At 38.9% G+C, this 24,040-nt stretch carries 24 protein-coding genes; 19 read left to right on the top strand and 5 right to left on the bottom strand.

Translation table 11 applies throughout. From position 1 onward, the window contains the following. Positions 1-18: 18 nt before the first annotated feature. The 5 genes from ACS125_RS14290 (at position 19) to ACS125_RS14270 (ending at position 5,395) form a co-directional block, all read left to right on the top strand. Positions 19-2,448 carry a glucose/quinate/shikimate family membrane-bound PQQ-dependent dehydrogenase gene (locus ACS125_RS14290; RefSeq protein WP_443272880.1) on the top strand — a complete coding sequence of 810 codons (2,430 nt, stop codon included), beginning with the start codon at positions 19-21 and terminating at the stop codon, positions 2,446-2,448. A 651-nt stretch (positions 2,449-3,099) separates the two neighbouring features. Next, entirely contained in the window at positions 3,100-3,558 is a 459-nt protein-coding gene (locus ACS125_RS14285; RefSeq protein ID WP_080645698.1) for a DUF6438 domain-containing protein, read from the top strand. A 134-nt stretch (positions 3,559-3,692) separates the two neighbouring features. Then, entirely contained in the window at positions 3,693-4,106 is a 414-nt protein-coding gene (locus tag ACS125_RS14280) for a YeeE/YedE family protein (protein ID WP_004792036.1), read from the top strand. A 4-nt stretch (positions 4,107-4,110) separates the two neighbouring features. Next, on the top strand, positions 4,111-4,524 hold the full coding sequence (locus tag ACS125_RS14275; RefSeq protein WP_034596192.1) for a DUF6691 family protein: 414 nt from the start codon (positions 4,111-4,113) through the stop codon (positions 4,522-4,524). 4 nt (positions 4,525-4,528) lie between these two features. Then, entirely contained in the window at positions 4,529-5,395 is an 867-nt protein-coding gene (locus ACS125_RS14270; RefSeq protein ID WP_443272877.1) for an MBL fold metallo-hydrolase, read from the top strand. 94 nt (positions 5,396-5,489) lie between these two features. On the opposite strand, the gene pcaU is transcribed toward ACS125_RS14270, so the two are convergent. Next, a complete protein-coding gene (gene pcaU / locus ACS125_RS14265; protein ID WP_004792039.1) occupies positions 5,490-6,302 on the bottom strand; it encodes an IclR family transcriptional regulator PcaU in 813 nt (270 codons plus the stop codon). A gap of 42 nt (positions 6,303-6,344) precedes the next feature. Then, entirely contained in the window at positions 6,345-7,265 is a 921-nt protein-coding gene (locus tag ACS125_RS14260; RefSeq protein ID WP_004792040.1) for a LysR family transcriptional regulator, read from the bottom strand. 88 nt (positions 7,266-7,353) lie between these two features. Between ACS125_RS14260 and ACS125_RS14255 the strand changes: the two genes are divergently transcribed. From ACS125_RS14255 to ACS125_RS14240, 4 genes are read left to right on the top strand one after another with little or no spacing between them, the layout of a single operon-like run. Further along, a complete protein-coding gene (locus tag ACS125_RS14255; protein ID WP_443272874.1) occupies positions 7,354-8,598 on the top strand; it encodes an acyl-CoA dehydrogenase family protein in 1,245 nt (414 codons plus the stop codon). A 17-nt stretch (positions 8,599-8,615) separates the two neighbouring features. Then, positions 8,616-9,737 carry a phosphotransferase family protein gene (locus tag ACS125_RS14250; RefSeq protein WP_443272872.1) on the top strand — a complete coding sequence of 374 codons (1,122 nt, stop codon included), beginning with the start codon at positions 8,616-8,618 and terminating at the stop codon, positions 9,735-9,737. Then, the gene (locus tag ACS125_RS14245; RefSeq protein WP_443272870.1) at positions 9,734-10,432 is read left to right on the top strand and encodes a histidine phosphatase family protein; all 699 of its coding nucleotides are present in this window, start codon (positions 9,734-9,736) and stop codon (positions 10,430-10,432) included. Before ACS125_RS14250 ends, ACS125_RS14245 begins: the two co-directional genes overlap by 4 nt. Positions 10,433-10,447: 15 nt before the next feature. Next, positions 10,448-11,191 (top strand): SDR family oxidoreductase, encoded by a 744-nt coding sequence (locus tag ACS125_RS14240; RefSeq protein WP_336002680.1) that lies wholly within the window; start codon positions 10,448-10,450, stop codon positions 11,189-11,191. Between the two features lie 36 nt (positions 11,192-11,227). Here the strand turns inward: ACS125_RS14240 and ACS125_RS14235 are convergent, their stop codons facing one another. From ACS125_RS14235 to ACS125_RS14225, 3 genes are all read right to left on the bottom strand, one after another. Then, positions 11,228-12,484 (bottom strand): OprD family outer membrane porin, encoded by a 1,257-nt coding sequence (locus ACS125_RS14235; RefSeq protein WP_443272868.1) that lies wholly within the window; start codon positions 12,482-12,484, stop codon positions 11,228-11,230. A gap of 108 nt (positions 12,485-12,592) precedes the next feature. After that, on the bottom strand, positions 12,593-13,942 hold the full coding sequence (locus tag ACS125_RS14230; RefSeq protein ID WP_100193540.1) for a spinster family MFS transporter: 1,350 nt from the start codon (positions 13,940-13,942) through the stop codon (positions 12,593-12,595). A 417-nt stretch (positions 13,943-14,359) separates the two neighbouring features. Then, positions 14,360-14,827 carry a MarR family winged helix-turn-helix transcriptional regulator gene (locus ACS125_RS14225; protein ID WP_009392094.1) on the bottom strand — a complete coding sequence of 156 codons (468 nt, stop codon included), beginning with the start codon at positions 14,825-14,827 and terminating at the stop codon, positions 14,360-14,362. Between the two features lie 149 nt (positions 14,828-14,976). Between ACS125_RS14225 and ACS125_RS14220 the strand changes: the two genes are divergently transcribed. From ACS125_RS14220 to feaR, 10 genes are all read left to right on the top strand, one after another. Then, positions 14,977-16,086: an amidase gene (locus ACS125_RS14220; RefSeq protein WP_443272864.1), complete on the top strand. Its 1,110-nt coding sequence runs from the start codon at positions 14,977-14,979 to the stop codon at positions 16,084-16,086. 36 nt (positions 16,087-16,122) lie between these two features. Further along, the gene (locus tag ACS125_RS14215) at positions 16,123-17,271 is read left to right on the top strand and encodes an acyl-CoA dehydrogenase family protein (protein ID WP_443273991.1); all 1,149 of its coding nucleotides are present in this window, start codon (positions 16,123-16,125) and stop codon (positions 17,269-17,271) included. A 25-nt stretch (positions 17,272-17,296) separates the two neighbouring features. Continuing rightward, positions 17,297-17,656 (top strand): IacB protein, encoded by a 360-nt coding sequence (locus ACS125_RS14210; protein ID WP_443272862.1) that lies wholly within the window; start codon positions 17,297-17,299, stop codon positions 17,654-17,656. 10 nt (positions 17,657-17,666) lie between these two features. Next, a complete protein-coding gene (locus ACS125_RS14205; protein WP_443272860.1) occupies positions 17,667-18,194 on the top strand; it encodes a nuclear transport factor 2 family protein in 528 nt (175 codons plus the stop codon). A gap of 29 nt (positions 18,195-18,223) precedes the next feature. Beyond that, entirely contained in the window at positions 18,224-19,501 is a 1,278-nt protein-coding gene (locus tag ACS125_RS14200) for an aromatic ring-hydroxylating oxygenase subunit alpha (protein WP_443272858.1), read from the top strand. A gap of 10 nt (positions 19,502-19,511) precedes the next feature. Further along, on the top strand, positions 19,512-19,997 hold the full coding sequence (locus ACS125_RS14195; RefSeq protein WP_443272856.1) for an aromatic-ring-hydroxylating dioxygenase subunit beta: 486 nt from the start codon (positions 19,512-19,514) through the stop codon (positions 19,995-19,997). A 10-nt stretch (positions 19,998-20,007) separates the two neighbouring features. Continuing rightward, on the top strand, positions 20,008-20,745 hold the full coding sequence (locus ACS125_RS14190; RefSeq protein ID WP_443272854.1) for an SDR family NAD(P)-dependent oxidoreductase: 738 nt from the start codon (positions 20,008-20,010) through the stop codon (positions 20,743-20,745). Between the two features lie 34 nt (positions 20,746-20,779). Next, on the top strand, positions 20,780-21,733 hold the full coding sequence (locus ACS125_RS14185) for a PDR/VanB family oxidoreductase (RefSeq protein WP_443272852.1): 954 nt from the start codon (positions 20,780-20,782) through the stop codon (positions 21,731-21,733). 45 nt (positions 21,734-21,778) lie between these two features. Continuing rightward, positions 21,779-22,735 carry a p-hydroxyphenylacetate 3-hydroxylase reductase component gene (locus tag ACS125_RS14180; protein WP_443272850.1) on the top strand — a complete coding sequence of 319 codons (957 nt, stop codon included), beginning with the start codon at positions 21,779-21,781 and terminating at the stop codon, positions 22,733-22,735. 198 nt (positions 22,736-22,933) lie between these two features. Beyond that, positions 22,934-23,848, top strand: coding sequence for a transcriptional regulator FeaR (feaR, locus tag ACS125_RS14175; protein ID WP_443272848.1), 915 nt, complete (start codon positions 22,934-22,936; stop codon positions 23,846-23,848). Positions 23,849-24,040 lie beyond the last annotated feature (192 nt).

Below are 24,040 nucleotides of genomic sequence, written 5' to 3'. Positions count from 1 at the left end.
ATATGTGGAGTAGGATCTATGTCTGAGTCAGATTCTAAGTTTCATATCTTATTCAAAATATGGTGTTTTCTATTAGGCCTAGTTTTATTGGCTACTGGTGTTTTTTACATCGTAGGCGGTGGCAAGCTAGTTTCATTAGGTGGATCTTGGTATTTCCTAGTCGCAGGACTGTTAATTACCATTTCTGCGTTTAGTATTTTTCGTAAAAAGGCACTTGGTGTCTGGATTTTTGCGGCTGTTTTTGTTGGCACAGTCATTTGGTCATTTGTTGATGCTGGATGGGAATTTTGGCCGTTATTTTCGCGGTTAATGTTTCCTGCGGGTCTTTTTGCCGCATTGTTATTTACCTTGCCTTCAATTCGACGTTACCAATTTCAAACTAGTTTGGCCTCCTCATCTTATGCAGTGGGTGGGTTAGTTGTTGTCGGTATGTTGATTGCGTTCTATCAAATGTTCCAACCGCATCCAACAGTAGCAAGTTCAGGTGAAAAGCTGCCTTTAGTACCAGTTGACCCTGCTAAAAAGCAGGTGAATTGGGAAAATTATGGAAATGATGCAGGTGGTAGTCGCTTTGTTGCTCTCGATCAAATTAACCGAGATAACGTTCATAAATTAAAAGAAGCTTGGCGTTTTAGAACAGGTGATTTTACAACAGGTAGTGGTAATGGTGCAGAAGACCAAATGACCCCGCTACAAGTTGGAAATAAAGTTTTTTTATGTACACCACATAACAACATTTTTGCGATAGATGCTGACTCGGGTAAACAACTCTGGAAAGCTGAAGTGAACTCTAAAGCCGATGCTTGGGAGCGTTGCCGTGGGGTCGCATACTTTGATTCGACCAAGCCACTTGTACAACCAACTTTGGCTGGTGCAAATGCAGTAACCACAGTTGCAACCAATACAGCATGTCCACGCCGTTTATATACCAATACACCTGATGGTCGTTTAATTGCAGTCAATGCAGATAACGGTCAGCGCTGTGCTGATTTTGGTGTAAATGGAACGGTTGATCTGTTAGAAGGTCTGGGAGCTGGAACTAAAGCTCCACGTTTTGAAGTGACTTCTGCACCGACTATTGCTGGGACAACCATTGTGGTGGGTAGCCGTATTGCCGATAACGTAGCAGCAGATATGCCGGGTGGTGTTATCCGTGGTTATGACGTTATTACGGGTAAACTTCGCTGGGCGTTTGATGCACGTAATCCAGATCCTAACTATGTTCTTAAACCGGGTGAAACCTATAAACGTAGTTCGGCAAACTCTTGGGCTGCAATGTCATATGACCCGCAAATGAATACGGTGTTCTTACCTATGGGTAGTTCATCTGTTGACATTTGGGGTGGTAACCGTAATCCGTTAGATCATAAATACAATACTTCTGTTTTGGCACTTGATGCGACAACCGGTAAAGAAAAGTGGGTATATCAAACTGTTCATAACGATTTATGGGACTTTGACTTACCAATGCAACCGAGTCTAGTCGACTTCCCGTTAAAAGATGGGACAACTAAACCTGCTGTTGTCATTGGAACCAAATCAGGTCAATTCTTTGTGCTTGACCGCGTAACTGGTAAACCGCTGACTAAAGTGATTGAGCAGCCAGTTAAGCCTGCCAATATTCCGGATGAGCAATACAGCGCAACTCAACCGCGTTCAGTTGAAATGCCTCAAATTGGTAATCAAACCTTGACTGAGTCAGATATGTGGGGCGCTACACCGTTTGACCAACTTATGTGCCGTATTAACTTTAAGTCAATGCGTTACGAAGGTTTATTTACTGCACCTGGTACTGACGTTTCATTAAGTTTCCCAGGCTCTTTAGGTGGCATGAACTGGGGAAGTATTGCATTTGATCCAACTCATCGTTACATGTTCGTAAACGATATGCGTCTTGGATTATGGGTGCAACTCATGGAACAAACTCCTGAAGATATTAAGATTCAGGCGAATGGTGGAGAGAAAGTAAACACAGGTATGGGTGCTGTACCAATGAAAGGCACACCATATAAAGTAAATAAAAACCGCTTTATGTCTGCTTTAAGCATTCCTTGTCAAAAACCACCATTTGGTACGATGACTGCGATTGACTTAAAAACACGTCAAGTCGTATGGCAAGTCCCACTGGGTACGGTTGAAGACACAGGACCTATGGGCATCAAAATGGGCTTAAAAGCACCGATCGGTATGCCAACAATTGGTGGGCCGATGGCAACTCAAGGTGGTTTGGTTTTCTTTGCTGCAACACAAGATTACTACTTACGTGCGTTTGATTCATCTACAGGTAATGAACTGTGGAAATCACGTATGCCAGTAGGTAGCCAAGGCACCCCAATAAGCTATGTTTCACCAAAAACAGGTAAACAATATGTTGTTGTTACGGCAGGCGGAGCTCGCCAGTCTCCTGATCATGGTGATTATGTAATCGCTTATAGTTTAGATAAGTAACTTAATGGGCAAAAGAAGAGCATTCTTCTTTTGCCTTTAACTTTAATATATTTTTTATATTAAAATGATTGAGTAAATTCTATTGTTTTAACTAGATAGCTTTACCAAATAGTAAAAAAGTGTTTTAACTCATTGCAAAACCTAAAATATTCCTCAGATTGATAATGCTTGAACACTAGATGTAGCCGAACGATTAGATGTTTTTTCACAATGTTTTACCTATAAATAAATCTTCTTTGTTTGTTAAGTTTTGTTTAACTTAAAGTTGTGAATTTTAATTAGAAATAAACATTATTGACTTTTTAGTCCTGAAAAGTAGGATTTTTTTGCTGAAAAAACAAGCGTAAATATATATTTATATTATATTTATATAATTTATAGCATTACGTTAGAATAGTCATCGCAGGTTATTACTACCCAGTAATAATTTGTATTTCAGGAATTTAAGCTTTTATTGGCTTAAGGCTCATCGCAAGATGGGCCTTTTTTTATGTGATTGAAATCGTAATATTTGATTATTATAAAAATAGTCTAAGCATTAAGACATATAAATTTATGAAAACAATCACATAAAATAGTCTTTAATGACAAGAAGTGTATGATTTGTTAAATTAAACCTACTTGATAATAATAGGTGATGTAATGAGATTTTTGGTTCTTGCAACTTTATCTGGTTTAGCTTTGATGGGTTGTGCTTCTGTTCAGCAAGCACCGAATACACAAGAAACAATTCGTTATGCTTCTAGCCCATGCTTTGGTGCATGCCCAATCTATTCTGTAGAAGTAACACCTACAGGTTTAATTCGTTTTGAAGGCAAGCAATACACTAAAGCTATTGGTGTTAAAGAAATTCAAGGTAGCGTAAAAGACTATAAAAAACTTGCAGATGATCTAAAAGCTTATCGTCCTGAAACAGGCACACAATCTAAAACTGCGGGTTGTCAGCAAACAGCAACTGATATGTCTAGCTATTACATTTCATGGATTCAACCAAATGGCACGGAAACAAAATTAAGCCATTACACAGGTTGTATGTCTCCTGCAAATAATAGATTAAATAAAGTCATGGAAAAACTGCCAGAACAATTAGGCATTAAAGATCTAATTTAATGACAAAAGCCCCAAAACCTTGGGGCTTTTTCTTGTTAAGAAGAATTATAAACTCAAAAGTTTTATTTTAAGTATTTCTAAAGGAATAAGCGTATAATACACATTATAAAAACATATATTGTTAAGAGTGTTATATGTCAAATATTGTCTATGCCTTTTTAGGTGGTTTGTTACTCGGAATCGCAACAGTTGGCTATTTATATATAAATGGCCGTATCGCTGGAATTAGTGGATTGCTTGCTCAAGTCATTAATCCTACTAAAGATACTTTTAAAAATTCTGCATTCTGGTTTATTGCCGGACTCGTCATTACACCTTTCATATATGGCTATTTTTATCAGCCTGAAATTGAAATTAAAGCCAATACATTTGCACTTATTTTAGCAGGTGTACTTGTTGGCTTTGGGACACGACTAGGATCAGGCTGTACAAGTGGTCATGGTATTTGTGGGATGAGCAGGCTATCAAAACGCTCCATGATAGCTACAGCAGTTTTTATGTTTGCTGGCATGTTAACCGTTTATATTATTCGTCATGTGCTGGGGTAATCCTATGAAAAACATTTTAGCTTTTATATTTGGTGGTTTGTTTTCATTAGGCTTAATGATTTCTGGCATGTCTAATCCTGAAAAGGTATTAGGTTTTTTAGATATCTTTGGGCAGTGGGATATTAGCTTAATGTTTGTGATGTTAGGCGCGATTGCTGTGGCATTTATTCCATTTCAAAAGGCGATGAAAAGCCCTAAAACGCTTTTTAATGAGAAAATTCAATTACCAATGAATACACAGATTGACCAAAGGTTAATTGTTGGTGCTTTTATTTTCGGTATAGGCTGGGGAATAGCAGGGATATGTCCAGCGCCCGCTTTAACGCTTGTTGGATTAGGACATTTTGAAGCGCTTTATTTTATTGTGGCCATGTTATCGGGAATGTTTATTTACCGAGTCTTAAATAAAGGAAATTAAACCTATGCAACAACCTCTAGTAAAAGATTTTTTTGATGAAAACACCAATACTTTTAGCTATGTTGTTGCAGATTTAGCGATTCGTCAATGCGCTATTATTGATAGTGTGCTTGACTACGATGCAGCTTCAGCAACTACAAAAACAACTAATGCTGATCTGATTGTCGATTATGTCTTGGCTCAAAACTTTAAAGTGCAATGGATTTTAGAAACTCATGTCCATGCCGACCATATGACCGCAGCCCAATATTTAAAATCTAAATTGGGCGGTACAGTTGCAATTAGCAAGAAAATTTCTGTTGTACAGGAAACATTTTCGGCTATCTATAATTTTGACTTTAAACAAATCAATGCAAATCAGCCTTTTGACTATCTATTTGAAGATAATGAGCACTTTAAAATAGGGAATATAGAAGCATATAACATTCCTACACCAGGACATACACCAGCTTGTCTCAGCTATGTAATTGATGATGCTGTTTTTGTGGGTGATACTCTATTTATGCCCGATTATGGCTCAGCGAGATGCGACTTTCCGAAAGGAAGTGCGGCTGCACTTTATGATTCTGTACAAAAGCTTTATACACTTCCTGATAACATGCGTATGTTCTTATGCCATGACTATAAACCCGAAGGCCGTGATGAATATGTCTGTCAAACAGATATTAAAACTCAAAAGCAAAGCAATATTCATTTAAACCGACGTGTTTCCAAAGACTCATTCATAAAAATGCGTCAAGAACGAGATGCAACTTTGGCAATGCCAAAATTAATTCTGCCTTCAATTCAAATTAATATGAACGGTGGAAATTTTCCGGAGTCAGAATCAAACGGCATTCGTTATTTGAAAATTCCTTTCAACTACTTCTAGAAATAGCCTAAGCATTTATTTTGAATCGTATTCATGCTCTAAATAGCCTAAGCGAATAATGAAATTTATCCTATCAAAATAGCCTAAGTAAAATTTAAAGAACTTGTCTTAAGTCCCGCGAAGTCTCTTGCAATAGCGGCAAAATATGTTGAACTAAATATTCTTCAGTTGTTTTCATGGTCGGAGAGACAATATTTAAAGCTGCAACAACTTTAAAGTCTTGTCCATAAATTGGTACAGCGAGCGCATGAACACCTAATTCGTGTTCTTCACGTGAGTAACACCAATCTTGTTCTCGAATCTCTTGTAGTAACTCTAAAAACTTATCATTTTCGACATGCGTATATTTAGTTAAACGTTGGAGAGGATATTTTTGAAGCCAGTCCAATTGTTCTTGTTGGCTTAAATGTGCCAATAAAATTTTACCCGCAGATGTCGCATGAGCAGGCAGGCGGTTACCTAAGTGCAAACCATATGGATTTACACGGTCAGTTTGTTGGTGGGCAGCACTACGGGCAATGGTAATGGCTTCATAACCATCAAGTACCATCACCGAATAAATAAGTGAAGTTTGGTTAGTTAACAGATTTAATAAAGGCTGAGACACTTTTGGAAGTTGAGCTGCACCTAAATAAGCTCCTGAAAATTTAAGAACTTTCGGGGTTAAATAGTAATAGTGCCCATCTGACTCAAGATAACCTAAATATTCTAAAGTTAATAAATGACGTCTTGCTGCCGCTCGGGTAAGTCCAGTTTTTTCAGCAGCCATAGAAATATTTAGGCGATGTTGATTACTGCTAAAGCTATCTAAGATTGACATGCCTTTACCGATGCCAGCAATGTAATCTTCATGACGAATCGTTTTTTTGTTGTCCTGATTCTGGATTATCCGTTCATCTTTACTCATTACTGGTCCTTGTACGATAGAAGCTTAGTCAATCAATTTGCTTTACTGAAAAAGTTTAATAATTTCATGTCGCAAAAATTGATGTCTTAAATTATCCCTTAAATCTTCGTGCCAAAACATACCCATTTTAATATTGGTTATCTCAAAAGGCAGAGAATGTAAGCAAATTTCAGGACTATAGGATAAATGCTGCAAAATCATACGAGGCATGGTCAATATTGCGTTGGCTTGAGCTCCCAAAACTTGTAGTGCCGTTGAGTAATTTTGACAGCGCATAAATACATTTCTTGAAATTTTTTGGTGTTGATTTAAATAAATATCTTCAAGCAAAGCGCCCGTACGGCGTGACGAAACCCCAATGTGTCGACCACTGATATAACTCGATAAATCGACTTCTTTAAGTTGACTGCAAATGACGAACTCATCTGTTACCAAATGATCAAAGGTAATTTTTGGAGATAAATATTGTTCTAGGTCAATCACGAAATCGAGCTGCTGCGTTGCCAAGTCAGCCATAATATGTTTTCGATCTAGCTTCATACTGACAAACTGCAAATCTAAATTAAGATTTTGAAAATGTTGAGCAAGCCTTGGAAGAATAATCGGTTCAATCTCATCATGAACGGCGATTTTTAAGCTTTTTAAACTGGTTGGATCAAAGACATGTTTCTGTTGGCTAATATTTTGAATCGTTAAAAGTGCTTGCTTAACAGTTGGATAAATCTGTTCTGCAAAAGGCGTTGCAGACATTTTATTGCCTACACGTATAAATACATCATCTTCAAGTTGTTGGCGTAGTCGTTGTAAAGCATGACTTGCTGCTGACTGCGTAATATTGAGACTGCTTGCCGCATTTGAAATACTTTTTTGCTCATAAATTGCGATAAATAGCGGATATAAATTGATATCAATCCGGTGAAAAAAACTTAAGTCTAGGCCATGCAGGTTATGAATATTATTCATGAGGTGTTATTTAATAAAATCATTTCATTCATATTAAATTTCAAGTTATGTTGATGTAAAGACCAAATAATGATGTAAAGGAAAAAGAATGTTTGAACTCTCCAAGAAAGCTCAGGATTTTACTGAGCGAACAAGAAAATTTATTTTAGAAGAAATAGAACCTATCGAAGCAAAATTTTGGGAAGAAGTTCACGAGTTAAATCCAGATGGAAACTGGAAAAAATGGCAATGGCCTGAGCTTTTAGAAAATTTGAAATCTAAAGCAAAGCAAGCTGGTCTTTGGAATATGTTTTTACCCGATGAAAAGCTGGGTGCAGGGTTAACTGTTCAAGAATATGCGCACATAGCTGAATTAACAGGCCGCAGCTTATTGGCACCCACTGTTTTTAACTGTAATGCACCAGATACGGGAAATATGGAATTGTTATGGCGCTATGGCAGTGAGCAGCAAAAAAAGCAATGGTTAGAACCTTTATTGGACGGAAAAATTCGTTCGGTTTTTTGCATGACTGAACCAGATGTTGCGTCAAGCGATGCAACCAATATGCAAGCGACTGCACTCATTGACGGTAATGAAATTGTTTTAAATGGCAAAAAGTGGTGGTCGTCTGGCTTAGGTGATCCAAATGCCAAAGTCATTATTTTTATGGCGCATACTCCAGATGAAACCAAAGACCGTCATCATCAACACTCTATGGTTTTAGTACCGATTGATACGGCAGGTGTTGAAATTCAGCGGATGTTACCTGTGTTTGGTGACTACGATGCACCGCATGGACATGGTGAAGTTCATTTTAATAATGTTCGAGTGCCTATCGAAAACTTTATTGGTGGTGCGGGCCAAGGTTTTGAAATTGCCCAAGGTCGTTTAGGACCAGGACGTATTCACCATTGCATGCGCTGTATTGGAGCTGCTGAAAAAGCTCTAGAACTCATGATTGATCGAGGCATGTCTAGAACGGCGTTTGGCAAAGAAATTTTAAAACTTGGTGGAAACCTCGAACGTGTAGCCGATGCGCGAGTCGCCATAGATCAAGCTAGACTTTTAACCTTGTATGCTGCTTATAAAATGGATACTTTAGGAAATATGGCTGCTTTAACAGAAATATCTGCAATTAAAGTGGTCGCTCCGAGCGTTTTAGAAAAAGTAGTCGACATGGCAATTCAGCTACATGGCGGTGCAGGCGTTTCAAGAGATACACCATTAACAGGTTTCTTTGCCCAAGCACGCAGTTTACGTTTAGCTGATGGTCCAGATGAAGTACATAAAGGCATGATTGCCAAATTAGAGTTGGCCAAACGTGGTTATTTCGGTCGTCATAAGAAAGTATAAGTTTAAAGGAAGTGAATATGTCGGTAATTGATATAGGCGGTGAAGTGCGTGAAGGTGAAGAGCTTGATATTGGGGCAGTTGAAAACTGGTTAAAAAGCCAAGGTGTTGAGTTGGTTGGTCCAGCAGTTGTTACTCAATATACAGGTGGAGCGTCGAATTGGACTTATCGTTTAAAGTATGAAAATACCGATTTAATTTTACGGCGTCCCCCAAAAGGAACAAAAGCGAAGTCAGCTCATGATATGGCCCGTGAATATATGGTGCAGAAAAATCTTGCGCCTTATTATCCAGTGCTTCCTAAAATGGTGGCACTTTGTCAGGATGAATCGGTCATTGGCTGTGATTTTTATGTTATGGAACGCATTGAAGGCATTATTCCTCGTGCAAAACTGCCGCCTGAACTTGGTTTTAATGAAGAAGATGTTCATGAGCTTTGTGTAAATGTCATTGATAAGTTGATTGAGCTACATCAAGTTCCTTATGAGAACACGCCTTTAGCTGAACTTGGCAAAGGTACAGGATATTGCCGTAGACAAGTTGAAGGATGGGATAAACGTTACGAGAAAGTCCGCACAATCAACGTTCCTTCATTTAAATATGTTCGAAAATGGCTAAACGATAATATCCCTCAAGACTCTACGACTTGTATTATTCATAACGATTGGCGATTTGATAATGTGATTTTAGATCTAGAGCATCCAACAGAAGTGATTGGTGTGCTCGATTGGGAAATGGCGACCTTGGGTGATCCATTAATGGATTTAGGCAGCGCTTTGGCTTACTGGGTTGAGCCTACGGATAACATGATTTTTAGATCAACACGCCGTCAGCCGACTCACTTAAAGGGAATGTTCTCTCGAAAAGAAGTGGTTGACTATTATTTGCAAAAAACAGGATTGGAGCCTCAAAACTGGGCTTTTTATGAAGTGTTTGGTGTATTCCGTTTAGCCGTGATTGCTCAGCAAATCTATTACCGTTATTACCATAAACAAACCCGAAATCCTGCTTTTAAAGATTTCTGGATTGTCATTCATGCACTACATATCCGAGCTTTAAAACTTATCGCGCAGCAAAAATTGCAAGAATCAGAATTTGCTCAGCAATCTCTACAGAAAATACAGGGTATTTTAAGAAGATGACCACAATTTATCTGGTAAGACATGGACAGGCATCATTTGGTAAAAGTAACTACGATGAACTGTCTGAAAATGGTGAAGCTCAAACAACTTTGTTAGGTCGTTATTTTAAGCAAATATTGAAAGAACAACCGTATGTAGTTGCGGGAACTATGCAGCGCCATGAACAAACTGCAAAGCTCGCACTCAATGAATGCTTTCCAGATGCGGTAATTCATCATAATAATTTATGGAATGAGTTTAATCATCAGCAGGTTTTTGCCCGCTATGAACCGCGTTTTGAACAGCCTGAACTTTTAAAAGCTGATGTTGCACAAGAACAAAACCCACGTGCTTATCTTGCCAAAATATTTGAAGGTGCCATTGGACGATGGACAGATGGTGATTTTCATCATGAGTATGATGAGTCTTGGCCGCACTTTAAAGAAAGAGTTGAAACAGCATTACAGCAACTTTGTGATGAATTGGCAAAAACCAAGCCTCGCTATGCAGTTGTTTTTACTTCTGGTGGTGTGATTTCTGTAGCAATTGGAAAACTGCTTGAACTTAGCCCCAATCGAACTTTTGCTTTGAATTGGGCAATTGCTAATACAAGCCTCACCACTTTGCGTTTGGTTGGAAATGAAGCTCAGGTTTTAAGTTTAAATGAACATCATTTTATAAAAGCTGAGCGTCCAGATTTACTGACATGGATTTAAAATAAGGATAAAAGCATGGCAAAGACAATTTTAATTACAGGTGCAAGTTCAGGTTTGGGTGCGGGTATGGCTCATGAATTTGCAGCCAAAGGCTATAACTTAGCAATTTGTGCACGCCGTTTAGACAGATTGGAAGATTTAAAAACTGAACTTGAAAATGAGTACGGTATTAAAGTCATTGCAAAAAGTCTCGATGTCACCAATTACGATCAGGTTTTTGAAGTATTTCGCGCCTTTAAACAAGAATTTGGCTATTTGGACCGTATTATTGTAAATGCTGGAGTCGGAAATGGCCGCCGCATTGGTAAAGGTAATTTTGAAATTAATAAGGCAACTGCTGAAACGAACTTTATTTCTGCTTTAGCGCAATGTGAAGCAGCGGTTGAAATTTTTAGAGCACAAAACGCCGGTCATTTGGTGGTGATGTCATCCATGAGTGCTATGCGCGGATTACCAAAACACTTATCGACTTATGCAGCCAGTAAGGCCGCGGTTGCTCACTTGGCCGAAGGTATTCGTGCTGAATTATTGGATACACCAATTAAAGTTTCTACAATTTTTCCGGGTTACATCCGTACCGAAATGAATGAGGGTGCTAAACATCTACCTTTTGAAGTCGATACCAAAACTGGATGTAAAGCTTTGGTCAAAGCCATTGAAAAACAACCAGTGAAAGCGTATGTACCGCAGTGGCCATGGTTACCTATGAGTATTGCTATGAAAGTTTTACCTCTAAAGTTGGTCAATAAATTAGGTTAAAAAATTACCCCCTAAACTTTAGGGGGTAATTTTTATTTAGAATTTTTTGGTGTAATTGACAAAAAAGCGGTCTTCACCAAAGTCATTGCCGTGTTTAACGTTGTAATCAATACGAATGTATTGCAGAGCAACGCCTTTTAAGAAAGGTTGCTGGAACGCATAGTTTAAAATCACATTCGATTCAGTTTCATGGTTCTTTTCACCGTTGGCTGCTTTGAAGTCATGTCCGTACACATATTTAACCATCGCATTTAAGCCCGGTACATAATCTTTAAAGTCATAACCGTACATCACATGGTAAGACTTTTCATCTTCTTTAAAGAATCCGGTTGTATTCCAGTTAATGAAATAGGTTTCTGGCAAGAAACCATCTGGTAGGGGGTAAGCCGATTCACCAATAATTTGTTGGTAACCTAAACCAAAGGTATGGTTTTTTACTTTAACGGTTTCAAGTAATCCAATGTTCTGCGCATCAATATCAAAGGTATTGCCGTCATCTTTTGCATTAAAGTACTTAAACTTAGAGGTGAGGGCAAAAGTTGGCTGCTTCCACGTATGTTCAAGTCCAACATAATGCTTGTTATACAGATCTTCCAAATTACCGAAGTAATATTCACCCTTTAAAGACGGCGTGAATTGATATCGCAGGTCAATGTAGTTAAGGCCATCAGATTCTTTGGTAATTCCATTTGCAGTAAATGAAAACTTTTTAAAGTCTTCTTCATTACGTGGAGATACTTTTTCCACTCGGCCAATTTCTGCGTAAAGCTGGTCTGAAATTTGCGATTTAAGATTAGTTCCCCAATATGAAGTGAGTAACTGACGACTGGCATCTACTGCCGTTACAGGTAAATCTAGCCAGAGTTCACCGATACTTAAAAGAGTTCTGTCGTAACCCAGCTTTAAAGTCGCACCGTATTTTAAATAGTCCGATGCCTGAGATTGCGTTTCTTTATTAAAAGGCAAAACTGTGTCGGCTACATGTTTGTCTGAACTTAAGCGCACGGCGTATTGGACAGAAGCATCGGCCCCAATCGTGATTGGCTTATCTGCTATGATTAACGGAGTGTCATGCATTTTTGATTTATAAAATAAAGATGCTGCCTGAGACCAGCTGCCAGTATCTTTTAAGGCATCATTATCAAAATCACGATTGATATATGCATTTTTTAAAGTGAATTTCCATTCATCTTCGGTTTGCTGATTCGGATTTGCAGCCCATGAGCTGCTGCACATAAGTAATAAAGTAGCAACAGCTAAAGTGTGTGGTTTAAAACGGTGAAATAATTCCATAATCCATTTCCCAGATGTATGCCAGTCCTCGGCACTACGTAATTTTGAATATTTCGGTACTCTCTAAGCGTTTAGTTAGAGAGTACATTTTGCAATTTGTGAGACCTATTAATTTAATTTTTCAAGTTTCATACTTTCACTAAAAAATTTGCAGCCTTTAAAAAGCAGAATTAAAGCCAGTACACACGACAGACCACCCACAATAGACAAAGAAGAACCCACCATTAACGGACTACCAAAAACTTTATCTGTAATAATGGCTACCAATGTTGTACCAATACCGAGTCCAATTAAGTTACTCACCAAAAGGAAGAGGGCAGAAAGGCGTGCTCTAAATTGGTTTGGGGCTAACATTTGCAAAGCAGTTGCTGAAATCACTAAAGGGAAAGACGCAAAGAACATTGCAGGAATCAATAAGCTGACTGAAAGCCAAAGTTGATCTGTTTGGGTAAAAAATGCAATTGGAATAATCAGGCCAACAATACCAATCACACCTGTGAACATCGGTGCATCTTGACGCCCTTTTTTAATAAACCAGTCGTTTAGCCAACCTGCACAAAACACACCTAAGGTATTTGCAATTAACAGAATTGTGCCGAGCATATAACCTGTTTCTGTCGGTGCAAGTTGAAACTTTCGAATATAAAATGCAGGTGTCCAGCTAGTCAGGCTGTATAGCGCCATCGCATAAAAGGTAAAACCTAAATAATGACAAGCAAATGTTTTCGAATGTTTTTTAATAAACTGAAGACATTGTGAAAATTTGACTTGGTCAACTTGTCCATTTTGGTTGAGCTGTTGGCCTTTACGTGCTGGGTCTTTAACGGTCAGAATAAATAGCAGACCAATAATGATGCCGGGTAAACCTACTACAAAAAAGGCAATTTGCCATGCCTTGAGTGCCCCTAATAATGGAACTTCAATGAGTGTCACGCCTTTAAGCAAGTTAATGACATAACCACCAACTAAAAAGGCGATACCGCCCCCTAAAAAAGCGCCAATTGAATAGATCCCGACCGCGCGGCCTAGTTTGTCCTTACTAAACATGTCGCTGAACATTGAATAAGCAGCTGGAGATAACGCAGCTTCACCCACACCGACCGCCATACGGCTCAAGAACAGTTGAATAAAGTTTTTACTTAAACCACAAGTTGCCGTTGCTAGGCTCCAAACAATAATCCCGATTGAAATCAATTTTGGTCGTGAAAAACGATCGGCAATATAAGCTAAGGGTAAACCCATAACAGCGTAAAACAGTGAGAAGGCAAGGCCATGTAACAGGCTAAATTGTGTATCTGAAAGTTGGAGATCTGCTTTAATGGGTTCAATCATCAGCGCCAGAATTTGGCGGTCAATAAATGAAAATATATATGCCAACATACAAAGTGTGACGACATACCATGCATACGCATTGCTTTTCTTTTGTGTCCTTTCAACAGCGATATTACTTTGGTTCATACACTTAATCCTTATGTATAAAACGCTTAAAAAAATTGATATCTAACTTTTATTATTCCTCTGAAGTTTTCGATATTTCCCCCTTTTAGATAAGAATAATAAATAGGCTAGAAATGAGTAATTTGGTCTCGTTCAGACCGGAAGAGTGCGTCTAAACCCAATTAGGAGTTAATGGGATTTTAAAGATCATGGAATTATTATTTTCTTTTTATATGTAAAATTCCATTACTTATTAAGTATGTTAGAATACCTAAAAAGTATGTTAAGTAAACAGATAGTAATAATTTATTAAATTAAGAGACTGATTTTTATTTATTTTTTAATATTAAAACTTATTTTTAATAAAGAGCAGCGAGAAAAGAAGAACTATTTTCATGCTGCTCTTGAGCGTATCTAACCCGATATCAAGTCAAATAATTAACTTGATGGCATGAGGTCAAATAATTTTTTTAACTGGTGATTTAAATTGTGAAGTTCATCTTCTGAAAAGGCATTCAGGATGCCTGCTAAGGTGACCACACTAATTTGATTAATCTGTTCAACCAGCTCAACACCTTTGGCCGTTAATTTCACCATCGAAATTCGTTCATCGGTGGTAGAAGAGTAGACCTCGACAATTCCATCTTCTACTAATCGATATACAGCTTTTGTTGCTGTCGTTAACTTTAAGGTAGAAAGATTAGCGATATCGGTAATACTGGCTTCACCCAAAGCATTAGTACTTAAAATGATTTTACGGCGTGTATTATCAATACCTAGTTTTTTTATTGATTTTTCAATGAGTTGTGAATATTTTCCATTCACTTGGGAAACCCAAAAAAAAGGGAAGTTTTGAATACTCGACGGTTCTTTATTAGGAAGAAATTGTTCTAAATGATCAAGCATAGCTAAGCAATAACTTAGTGAAAAAAGGGTAATCCTATTATAAACAAAATTTTGCATATTTCCTTGAGAACAAATTATAAAAAATACTTGACAATTCCATTAAATTTTCTCATATTTTAATTAATATATAAAAATACATGGAAAAGTGAATGAATATTATTAGCCAAAGCGTGCATAAAGGAAGTGGCAAGCTCAAGGTGATGGTCAAGGACACAATTGATATTCAAGGTCTAAAAACCATTGCTGGTAGTCGAGCTTTACTAAATGTTGAACCTGCTCAAGATGATGCTGAGGTGGTTAAAAACATTTTAAAAGCTGACTGTGAAATTATTGCGAAAACAAATTTGCACGAATTGGCTTTTGGTATTACAGGTATTAACCACGCTTTTGGTACACCTGTTAATCCTAAATATCCTGAACTTATTCCTGGTGGATCTTCGAGTGGTTCGGCCGCAGCAGTTGCTGCAAAGCAAGCTGACTTTACTTTAGGAACAGACACGGGCGGCTCTATCCGTATGCCCGCTGCGTGTTGTGGAGTTTTTGGTTTAAAGCCGACTTTCGGTCGCGTGAGCAGAAAAGGCGTCTATCCACCGTCAAGTTCTTTAGATTGTGTTGGCCCTTTTGCAAATTCAGTCGAGATGATTGAAAAAGCCATGCAAATTATTGATCCAACTTTTAACCCTACCCCATGTATTAGCACACCGAAACTCGCTGTGCTGGATGTACAAGCAGATGAGGTTGTTTGGAACTGTATTTATCAAGCACTTCAAAAAGCCAATTTACAGACCACTTTAGAAAAAGTTGAACATTTTGAAGCTGCTTTTGATGCAGGCATGCAGATTATTAATTATGAAAATTGGCAAGCTTTTGGTGAGTTAACTCAAACAGGGTTAGTTGGTTCTGATGTAAATGGTCGTTTATTAAAAGCTGCCGCAACAACTTTAGAGCAAGTGAAACAAGCAGAAGTTGTGAAAACGCAGCTGATCCAAGAACTTGATGCACTACTAGAAAAATATGATGCATTGGTTTTACCGACACTTCCACAAATTCCACCGAAAGTTTCTGAAGCTGAAAACACAGTCGCTTTTTTAAATCTTACGGGTTTAGTTCGACCATTTAATTTATCAGGACATCCAGCTATTTCAGTGCCACTTGAAACCAGTGAAGGGTTACCTGTGGGCCTACAGATCGTATCAAAGCATCAAAAAGATGAGCAATTATGCGCTATAGCTAAATTTTGTGTTGATGCAATGCAATAAATTACAAGGAGTTAGATGATGAATAAGTTGTCTAAAATGGAGTTTGCTTCTCAAGACAAAGCAGTTGACTTAGATGCTTTGTGCCAAGAAATACGTGAGCGTGCCTGTACAGGTGAATTCGATAATCAGGCCTACGTGAGCCAAGATATTATCGAAAAACTTAAACAAATTGGTGTTTACCGTGCCTTGGTGCCTAAACGTTTTGGTGGTGAAGAATGGTCACCACGGCAGTTTTGCGAATTGATCGAAACTTTATCTAAAGCTGATGGTTCGGTGGGCTGGGTAGCAAGTTTCGGCATGAGCCCTGCTTATTTAGGAAGTTTGTCAGAAGAAACGCTTAAAGAATTGTACCAAAACGGACCAGATGTGGTATTTGCTGGAGGTATTTTTCCACCACAACCTGCTGAAATTACTGATGAAGGTGTTGTGGTTCGTGGACGTTGGAAATTCTCAAGTGGCTGCATGGGGGCCGACATTGTTGGTGTGGGGATTTCACCACTTAAAAACAATGAAATGCAGGGCTTACCACGCATGGCAGTGATGCCTGCGAAAAAAGCTAAAATTGAAATGACTTGGGACACCGTTGGCCTAAAAGGTACGGGAAGCCATGACTTAGTCGTCGAAGATGTATTGGTCGAAAAGAAATGGACCTTTGTCCGTGGTGAACCTTCAAAACTCAGCGAGCCATTTTTTAAATATCCGTCACTGTCTTTAGCGACTCAAGTATTAACTGTGGTAGGTATTGGTGTTGCTGCTGCTGCATTAGAAGAATTTGAAAAATTAGCGCCGGGCAAAGCATCTATTACAGGTGGGTCAGAAATTGCAAACCGCCCAGTGACTCAATATGAGTTTGCTCAAGCTGATGCAGAGTTTCAGGCTGCAAAATCTTGGTTTTATCAAACCATGGATATTGTCTGGAATGAAATTATTGCTGGGCGTGAAGCCACTGCTGAACAAATTAGCGATATGCGTCTGGCATGTACCCATGCAGCTCGAGTTTGCGCCAAAGTGACCCGAAAAATGCAAATGCTCGCGGGTATGACAGCAATCTATACCAACAATCCGTTTAGCCGTTTTGTAAATGACACCAACGTGGTGACTCAGCATGCCTTTATGGGCGATGCGACTTTACAAAATGCAGGCTCAATCAGTTTCGGGTTAAAGCCAACCCCAGGTTATTTATAAGTTTAATTTTTAAAAGGATATTGAGATGGAAGCTAAAAAATTATTACGCGTTTTGTTCTGCATGGGTATTAACCAAAACTTTTTTGACGCAGAGCCAGCTGAAGCAAAAGCAGTTTGGGCCGCTTTTGGTGAAATGTGGAATGGCATTCATGACTTACCGGGCGTACATGTTTTTGGAAATCTTGATGATGACCAAAGCATGGTTGGCCCAAGTGCGGGCTGGCCTTGGACAACCTACTTGCTTGCAGATGTTCCGGATATTGAAACCGTACACGCGGCTTGTAACTTGTTTAGAACGACGGTGGTGGGTGAAGGGCCATACAAACTTTGGAAATATTGCAAAGTTGAAGCTCGTGTTGGACGCGAATTGATTATCCAACGTTAAGGCGACCGCAATGACTGACAAAGTGAATATGGTAGAAATCTTAGAGCGACTAGAACAGTTAGAAGCGCACAACGCGATCCGTAACTGTCTAAACCGTTATATGGAAATCTGTGACGAGCTAAACGCAAATACAGATCTTGATGAGTTAATGAATCTTTTTGATCAAGACTGTATTTGGGAAGGTATTGGTGAGAAATATGCCAAATCTTTTGGCCGTTATGATTCTTGGCAGTCGATTTACGACATGTTTAAAAGCTATACCCAAAAAGAATCTCACTTTGTTATGAATGCACACTTTGTAAATTCAGAACAAATTTATGTAAATCAAGACTATGCAAATGCTTCTTGGCTCATGTTGCAAACTTCAACGTTTAAAGATGGCCGTAGTCATCTGAATGCAGCAAAGCTCAATGTGAAGTTTCAAAAGCAAGCAGATGCAACATGGAAAATTAAACATTTCCAGACACAGAATATTTTCAGTCGTCCCGTATCGCATTGGCACAGTGAAGCTGAATTACCGGTACCTTCCCAGGAATGACCCAGGACATATTTAAAAGGACTATTGATATGAACAGTATTATCCCAACGCATAACATTGGCATTGATTACGATGCTTTGGTTCAAAGTGACCGTGCCCATACCTCTCTTTATAAAGATGAACGCATTTTTGATGAAGAAATGGAAAAAATCTTTTATAGCACTTGGGTTTGGGTTGCTCATGCCAGCGAAATTCCAGAAGGTGGAAGCTATAAAACCATCAACATCGGTAAACAGCCTGTTGTTGCGGTACGTGACCGTAAAAAGAAAGTCCATGTACTTTTAAACCGTTGCCGTCACCGTGCAGCAACCGTATGCGAACATAAAAAAGGTAAAACCAACAGTTTTGTATGTCCGTACCACGGTTGGAGTTATGCACTTGACGGTAGTTTACGCGGTGTACCATCACCGGAAAGCTACGGCGATTGTTTAGATAAATCAGAATTACCGTTGGTGAGCCTACGTGTAGAAGAATATAACGGCATGATCTTCGCTTCATTTAAAGAAGACATTCAGCCGCTTGAAGAGTTTCTTGGGCCAGCAAAAAAATGGATTGACCTGTTTATGAAACAAGGTGCGGGTTATCCAATTAAAGTGTTGGGTGAACACCGTTTCCGTTTCCCGGGTAACTGGAAAATCCAGCTTGAAAATACGACCGATGCCTATCATTTCCCGTTGGTACACAAGTCATTCTTAAGTTCTGTCGATGAAAAAACCGGAGAACTCTTTAACTTTGAAAACCAACCGGGTTTTGTTGAAGACTTAGGTAATGGCCACAGTGTGATGGTGATGATTCCTGAACTGGTCGATTTAGACGAAGAACTCATGGAACGACCAATTCAAGAGCGTTTTGAAGACTTGGCTCAAGCTTTGCGTGACGAAGGTCATGAAGAATTAGAAGTACGCCGTATTGTTCGTGCAGTTGGTGGTTCTGGCTTTAACTTAAATTTATTCCCGAATATTGCATGTTCAATGGCGTTCTTCCGTGTGTTACAGCCAATTTCAGTTGCTGAAACAGAAATTCATCACTCGGTGATTACCATGGATGGTGGACCACAAATTGCCAATCAATACCGCCTACGTTTGCATGAACATTTCCAAGGTCCGTTTGGTTTTGGTACACCAGATGACTCTGAAGCTTGGGAACGCGTACAACACGGCGCCAATGCAGGTAATGATTTATGGATCATGTTGAACCGTGGTTTACCGGGCGAAGTCAAAACCGAAGATGGCTTAAAAAGTGATGTCAGTGCTGAAACAGGTATGCGTGCAGCCTATCAGCAGTGGAAAAAGATGATGACGGCTTAAGGAGAGAGCAATGAATATGAATCTGCAATTATTAAATGAAGTCACTGCTTTCATTTGGGCTGAAGCTGACATGTTAGATCACAGTGAATACCGTGAATGGCTTAACTTATGGAATGAAAAAGGCGTTTATATCATTCCGATTGATCCAAACCTAACCGACTACGAAAACAACTTAAATTATGCCTATGACGATAATCATATGCGTACTTTACGTGTAGAGCGTCTAGAAAATGGTGAAGCAATTTCTACAGCGCCTAAGGCAAATACCGTACGCAGCATTTCACGCGTACGTGTGATTCAAGAGCAAGACAATGAAATCGTTTTACGCTGTGCTCAAAATTTACGTGAGTTCCGTAAAGAAAACCTCAAGCATTACACAGCAGATATTACTTACCATTTGAGTCGTGATGCTGCCACTGGGTTTAAGATTAACCGTAAAATCATTAACTTGGTTAACTCAACAGATACCTTAGCCGGTATTAGCTACATTCTTTAGGAGCAGTAACATGAAACAAGTTGTTTTAGTGACAGGTGCTGCTTCTGGACTCGGTAATGTCATTGCAGAATATTTTGCGAGCCAAGGCCATCAAGTGGTTTTGTCAGCGAGTACGCTTGAAAAAGCCGAAAACGCCAAGGCACAAAGTCAATATGCACAAAATATGTTTCCCTTGAAATTAGATATTTCGGTCGAAACAGATTTTCACGCAGCGGTGCAATGGATTGAAGAGAAATTTTCTAAACTTGATGTGTTGATTAACAATGCCACCGTCACCAAAGCAACGCCAGTATTAGAAATTACCGCAGCGGACTTTGATTGGGTGACCCAAGTGAACCAACGCGGCACCTTTCAGGCTTGTCAAATTATTGGCCAATATATGGCTCAAAAAGGCTATGGACGCATCATTAATCTGGCGTCTTTGGCGGGGCAAAATGGCGGTACTGCAACGGGTGCACATTATGCGGCAACCAAGGGTGCCATTGTGACTTTAACCAAAATCTTTGCCAAAGAGTTTGCGGCAAAAGGGGTAACGGTTAATGCGGTTGCACCGGGACCAATGGAATCACCGATTGTTCATAGCGTGGTGTCAGACGAAAAAATGGAACAGTTCATCCAGAATATTCCGGTTAAAGCCTTAGGAAGTATGCATTTTATTGCTGAAACTTGTGGCTTGCTCGCGAGTCCAAATGCTGGGTTTGTGACTGGTGCAACATGGGATATTAACGGTGGTTTATTCATGCGTTAAGCCACGAGCTTAACCATGAAAAGGGAGTTAAATCATGACTACACTTTATGATGTTGTCGTTAAAAATCGCCATGTTGAAGGTGGAAATATTGCAGTTATGGAATTTGAATCTGCAACTTCTACCACATTGCCAAAAGTTGAAGCGGGTGCGCATATTGATGTGCACTTACCGAATGGCATGGTGCGCCAATATTCACTTTGCCAAAATCCAAATGACGAAGGTAAGTTCCGCCTTGGAATTTTACGTGACCCTGAATCTCGTGGTGGATCGGTGTCGGCTTTTGATGAAATTAAAGATGGCATGCAAATTCAGGTGAGTGAGCCAAAAAATTTATTTCCACTTTTAAAAGCCAAACATAGTGTATTGATTGGCGGTGGTATCGGGATTACGCCATTAATTACGATGGCATATCAACTTGCACACGAAGGCGAATCATTTGAGCTTCACTACTGTGGTGCTAGCCCTGAACACTGTGCTTTTGTTGATGAAATTAAAAATGGTGAGTTAGCAAAATACACAACTTTCCATTTTAAATCCGAAGGCGCAAGCCATAGAGCATTTTTTGAATCTGCCATTAAAGATATTGATCTTGAGAGCCATATTTACACCTGTGGTCCAGTCGGTTTTATGGACTGGGTGATTAACCTTGCTACGACTCACAATTTTCCTGAGCAGCAAATCCACAAAGAATATTTCCAAGTCGAAACCGACACATCTGGAGATTCATTTGAGGTGGTGGCTGAGCGTAGTGGAAAAATCATTATGGTTGAAGCAGGTGAAACCATTTTGCAGGCTTTGGCTAAAGAAGGCATCGAGATTGAAATGTCTTGTGAGCAAGGCGTATGCGGAACCTGTATGTGCGATGTGATTGAAGGCGAACCTGACCATCGAGATGTTTATTTTACTGATGAAGAAAAAGCCAGCAATGAACAAATATTGGTGTGCTGTTCGCGCTCTAAAACACCGAGACTAGTTTTAGATATCTAATGCTCTCGCGATTTATATGGATGTAAGAGAAGGTTTAGGAGAAAGATGATGAATGTATTACAACAAATAGATGAGTTTACGGTCGATCCGCTACAGTTCCGACGGGCATTAGGAAATTTTGCAACAGGCGTTACCATTATTACCGCACAAAATGCACAAGGTGAGAAAGTCGGTGTAACCGCAAATAGTTTTAACTCGGTATCACTCGATCCCCCACTTATTTTATGGAGCATTGATAAAAAATCTTCAAGTTTTTCAGTATTTGAAGAAGCAACACATTTTGCAGTCAATATTTTATCGGGTACGCAAATTGAGCTGTCTAATAAGTTTTCGAGACGCAATATTGATAAATTTGCAGACACAAACTTTCAACTAGGTGCCGGAAATACACCAATTTTAGAAAATTGTTCAGCAGTGTTTGAGTGCGAACGTTATCAGGTTATTGAAGGTGGTGACCACTGGATTATTGTTGGTAAAGTGGTTCGTTTCCATGACCAAGGCCGAAGCCCGTTGGTATACCATCAAGGTGCATATTCTTGTGTTATGCCGCATCCAAGCCTTCAAGTTAAGCAAACTGAAGAGAACGGCGTAGACCAAACACATTATGGGCACTTATATAATAATGTCTGCTATTTGATGAGTCGTGCTTTTAAAGCGTATCAAACCGACTATATCCCTAAGCAAATGGCTTCTGGTTTTCGTACCAGTGAATCACGTCTTTTACTCGTTTTAGCCAGTGGTACTGCTTCAAGTAAGGAAGATTTACCGCGAGATATTGCTATGCCAATGCAAGAAGTTGAAAGATCGGCTGAAATTCTAAAATTTGAAGGATTATTGGTTGATCACGATAATTTATACGCACTGACCGAGAAAGGTAAACAAACGGCACAATATTTGTTTGATATTGCCGATAGCCACCAAAATGAGGTGTTTAAAAAGTATTCTGAGGAACAAAAGGATATTTTTATTACCATGCTGCGAGATTTTGCAGGAGTAGCATAAGTCCCATTAAGCTGATAAATTGAATTGATTTATCAGCTTCTTCACATCTAGCTGACTATCATCAAAACAATTCCAAGGATAAGGAATTTTTGGCACACAATTTGTTTATCAATAAAACATGATTGCAAATAAGCCAAGACAGTGCACAACCACAAACGCAAAATTTTGAGCGGTTGCACATGTATAGAGAGGTAAGGGATGAACCAATATGTAAGCGATGCATTACTCACATGGACGCACCATATTAAAAGTGTGTGCGGCAATTTTGAAACCGATTTTGACGGAACCCGTAATTTATTCATTGGTGAAGTTCAATGCTTTTTATTGGGTGATACCGAAATTGCTTTTATCAAAAACAATGCAAATAAAATTGTCCGAAAAGCCGATGAAATCGATCGAGTGAATAATCGTTTTTGTTTTTTGATTTTGCAGTATTCGGGAAAAATGCTGCTCGAGTATAAAAATGAAACGCTAAGCCTGAATGAAGGCGATATTGTCTTGGTCGACCCAGTCGAAACAATTTCGATGTATCCGCAAGGCTTGGTGAGTCAGATTTCAGTACACCTGTCGCGTGAAAAATTACTTAAAGAAAATATTAGTACCGAATATTTTGGAAAACTGATTACGCAAAATATGAGTGGTTTTTTACTCAAGAATATTTTGAAAAATATGTCTCCTGAAAATATCAAACTTTGGTATGCAACCGAAGATGGTAACGCTTTTGAAGATGCGCTAATTGCCTTAATCAAACCCACAATTAATTATAAAAATATTAATAGCTCCAATAACCTGATGGAAAAAGCCGAGCGTTATATTATTGAGAACTTAGCAAAACCCGATCTAACCCCTAAATTAATTGCAGAGCATATCGGTGTATCACTACGTCATCTTTACCGTCTATTTCTTCAAGAAAATTTATCTATTAACAAATATATACAGCTCAAACGCCTAGAAAAAGTCAAAGCAGATTTGCTTGATAAAAGAAATAAACAAAGCTCAATTACCCAAGTTGCCTTGAAATGGGGTTTTTGGGATGGCGCTCATTTCTCAAAAATTTTTAAAAAGACTTATGGTATTTCTCCTAAAGAATTTAGAGAGGGTATGTCGGTTTAAAATTTTCATCTCTCAATGTCATTTTTAGACAAATTCGACGTCATTCTTGAACAAGCTAGCCCTATGTAACTGTGTTGAAATTAAATTCATTAGAGCAGGTTAGATAAGCTTAATAACTATAAAACTATTAAGTTGGTCTAACGAATTTCACTCACAGGAAAGTGCATTTTAACTGTCTGATTCAGATAGTTC

Origin of the sequence: Acinetobacter sp. PFS20 (assembly GCF_052261015.1) — a bacterium.
Classification (GTDB): Bacteria; Pseudomonadota; Gammaproteobacteria; order Pseudomonadales; family Moraxellaceae; genus Acinetobacter.
Note: the sequence above shows the minus strand (reverse complement) of the source record. Positions and strands in the feature narration are given on the sequence as shown.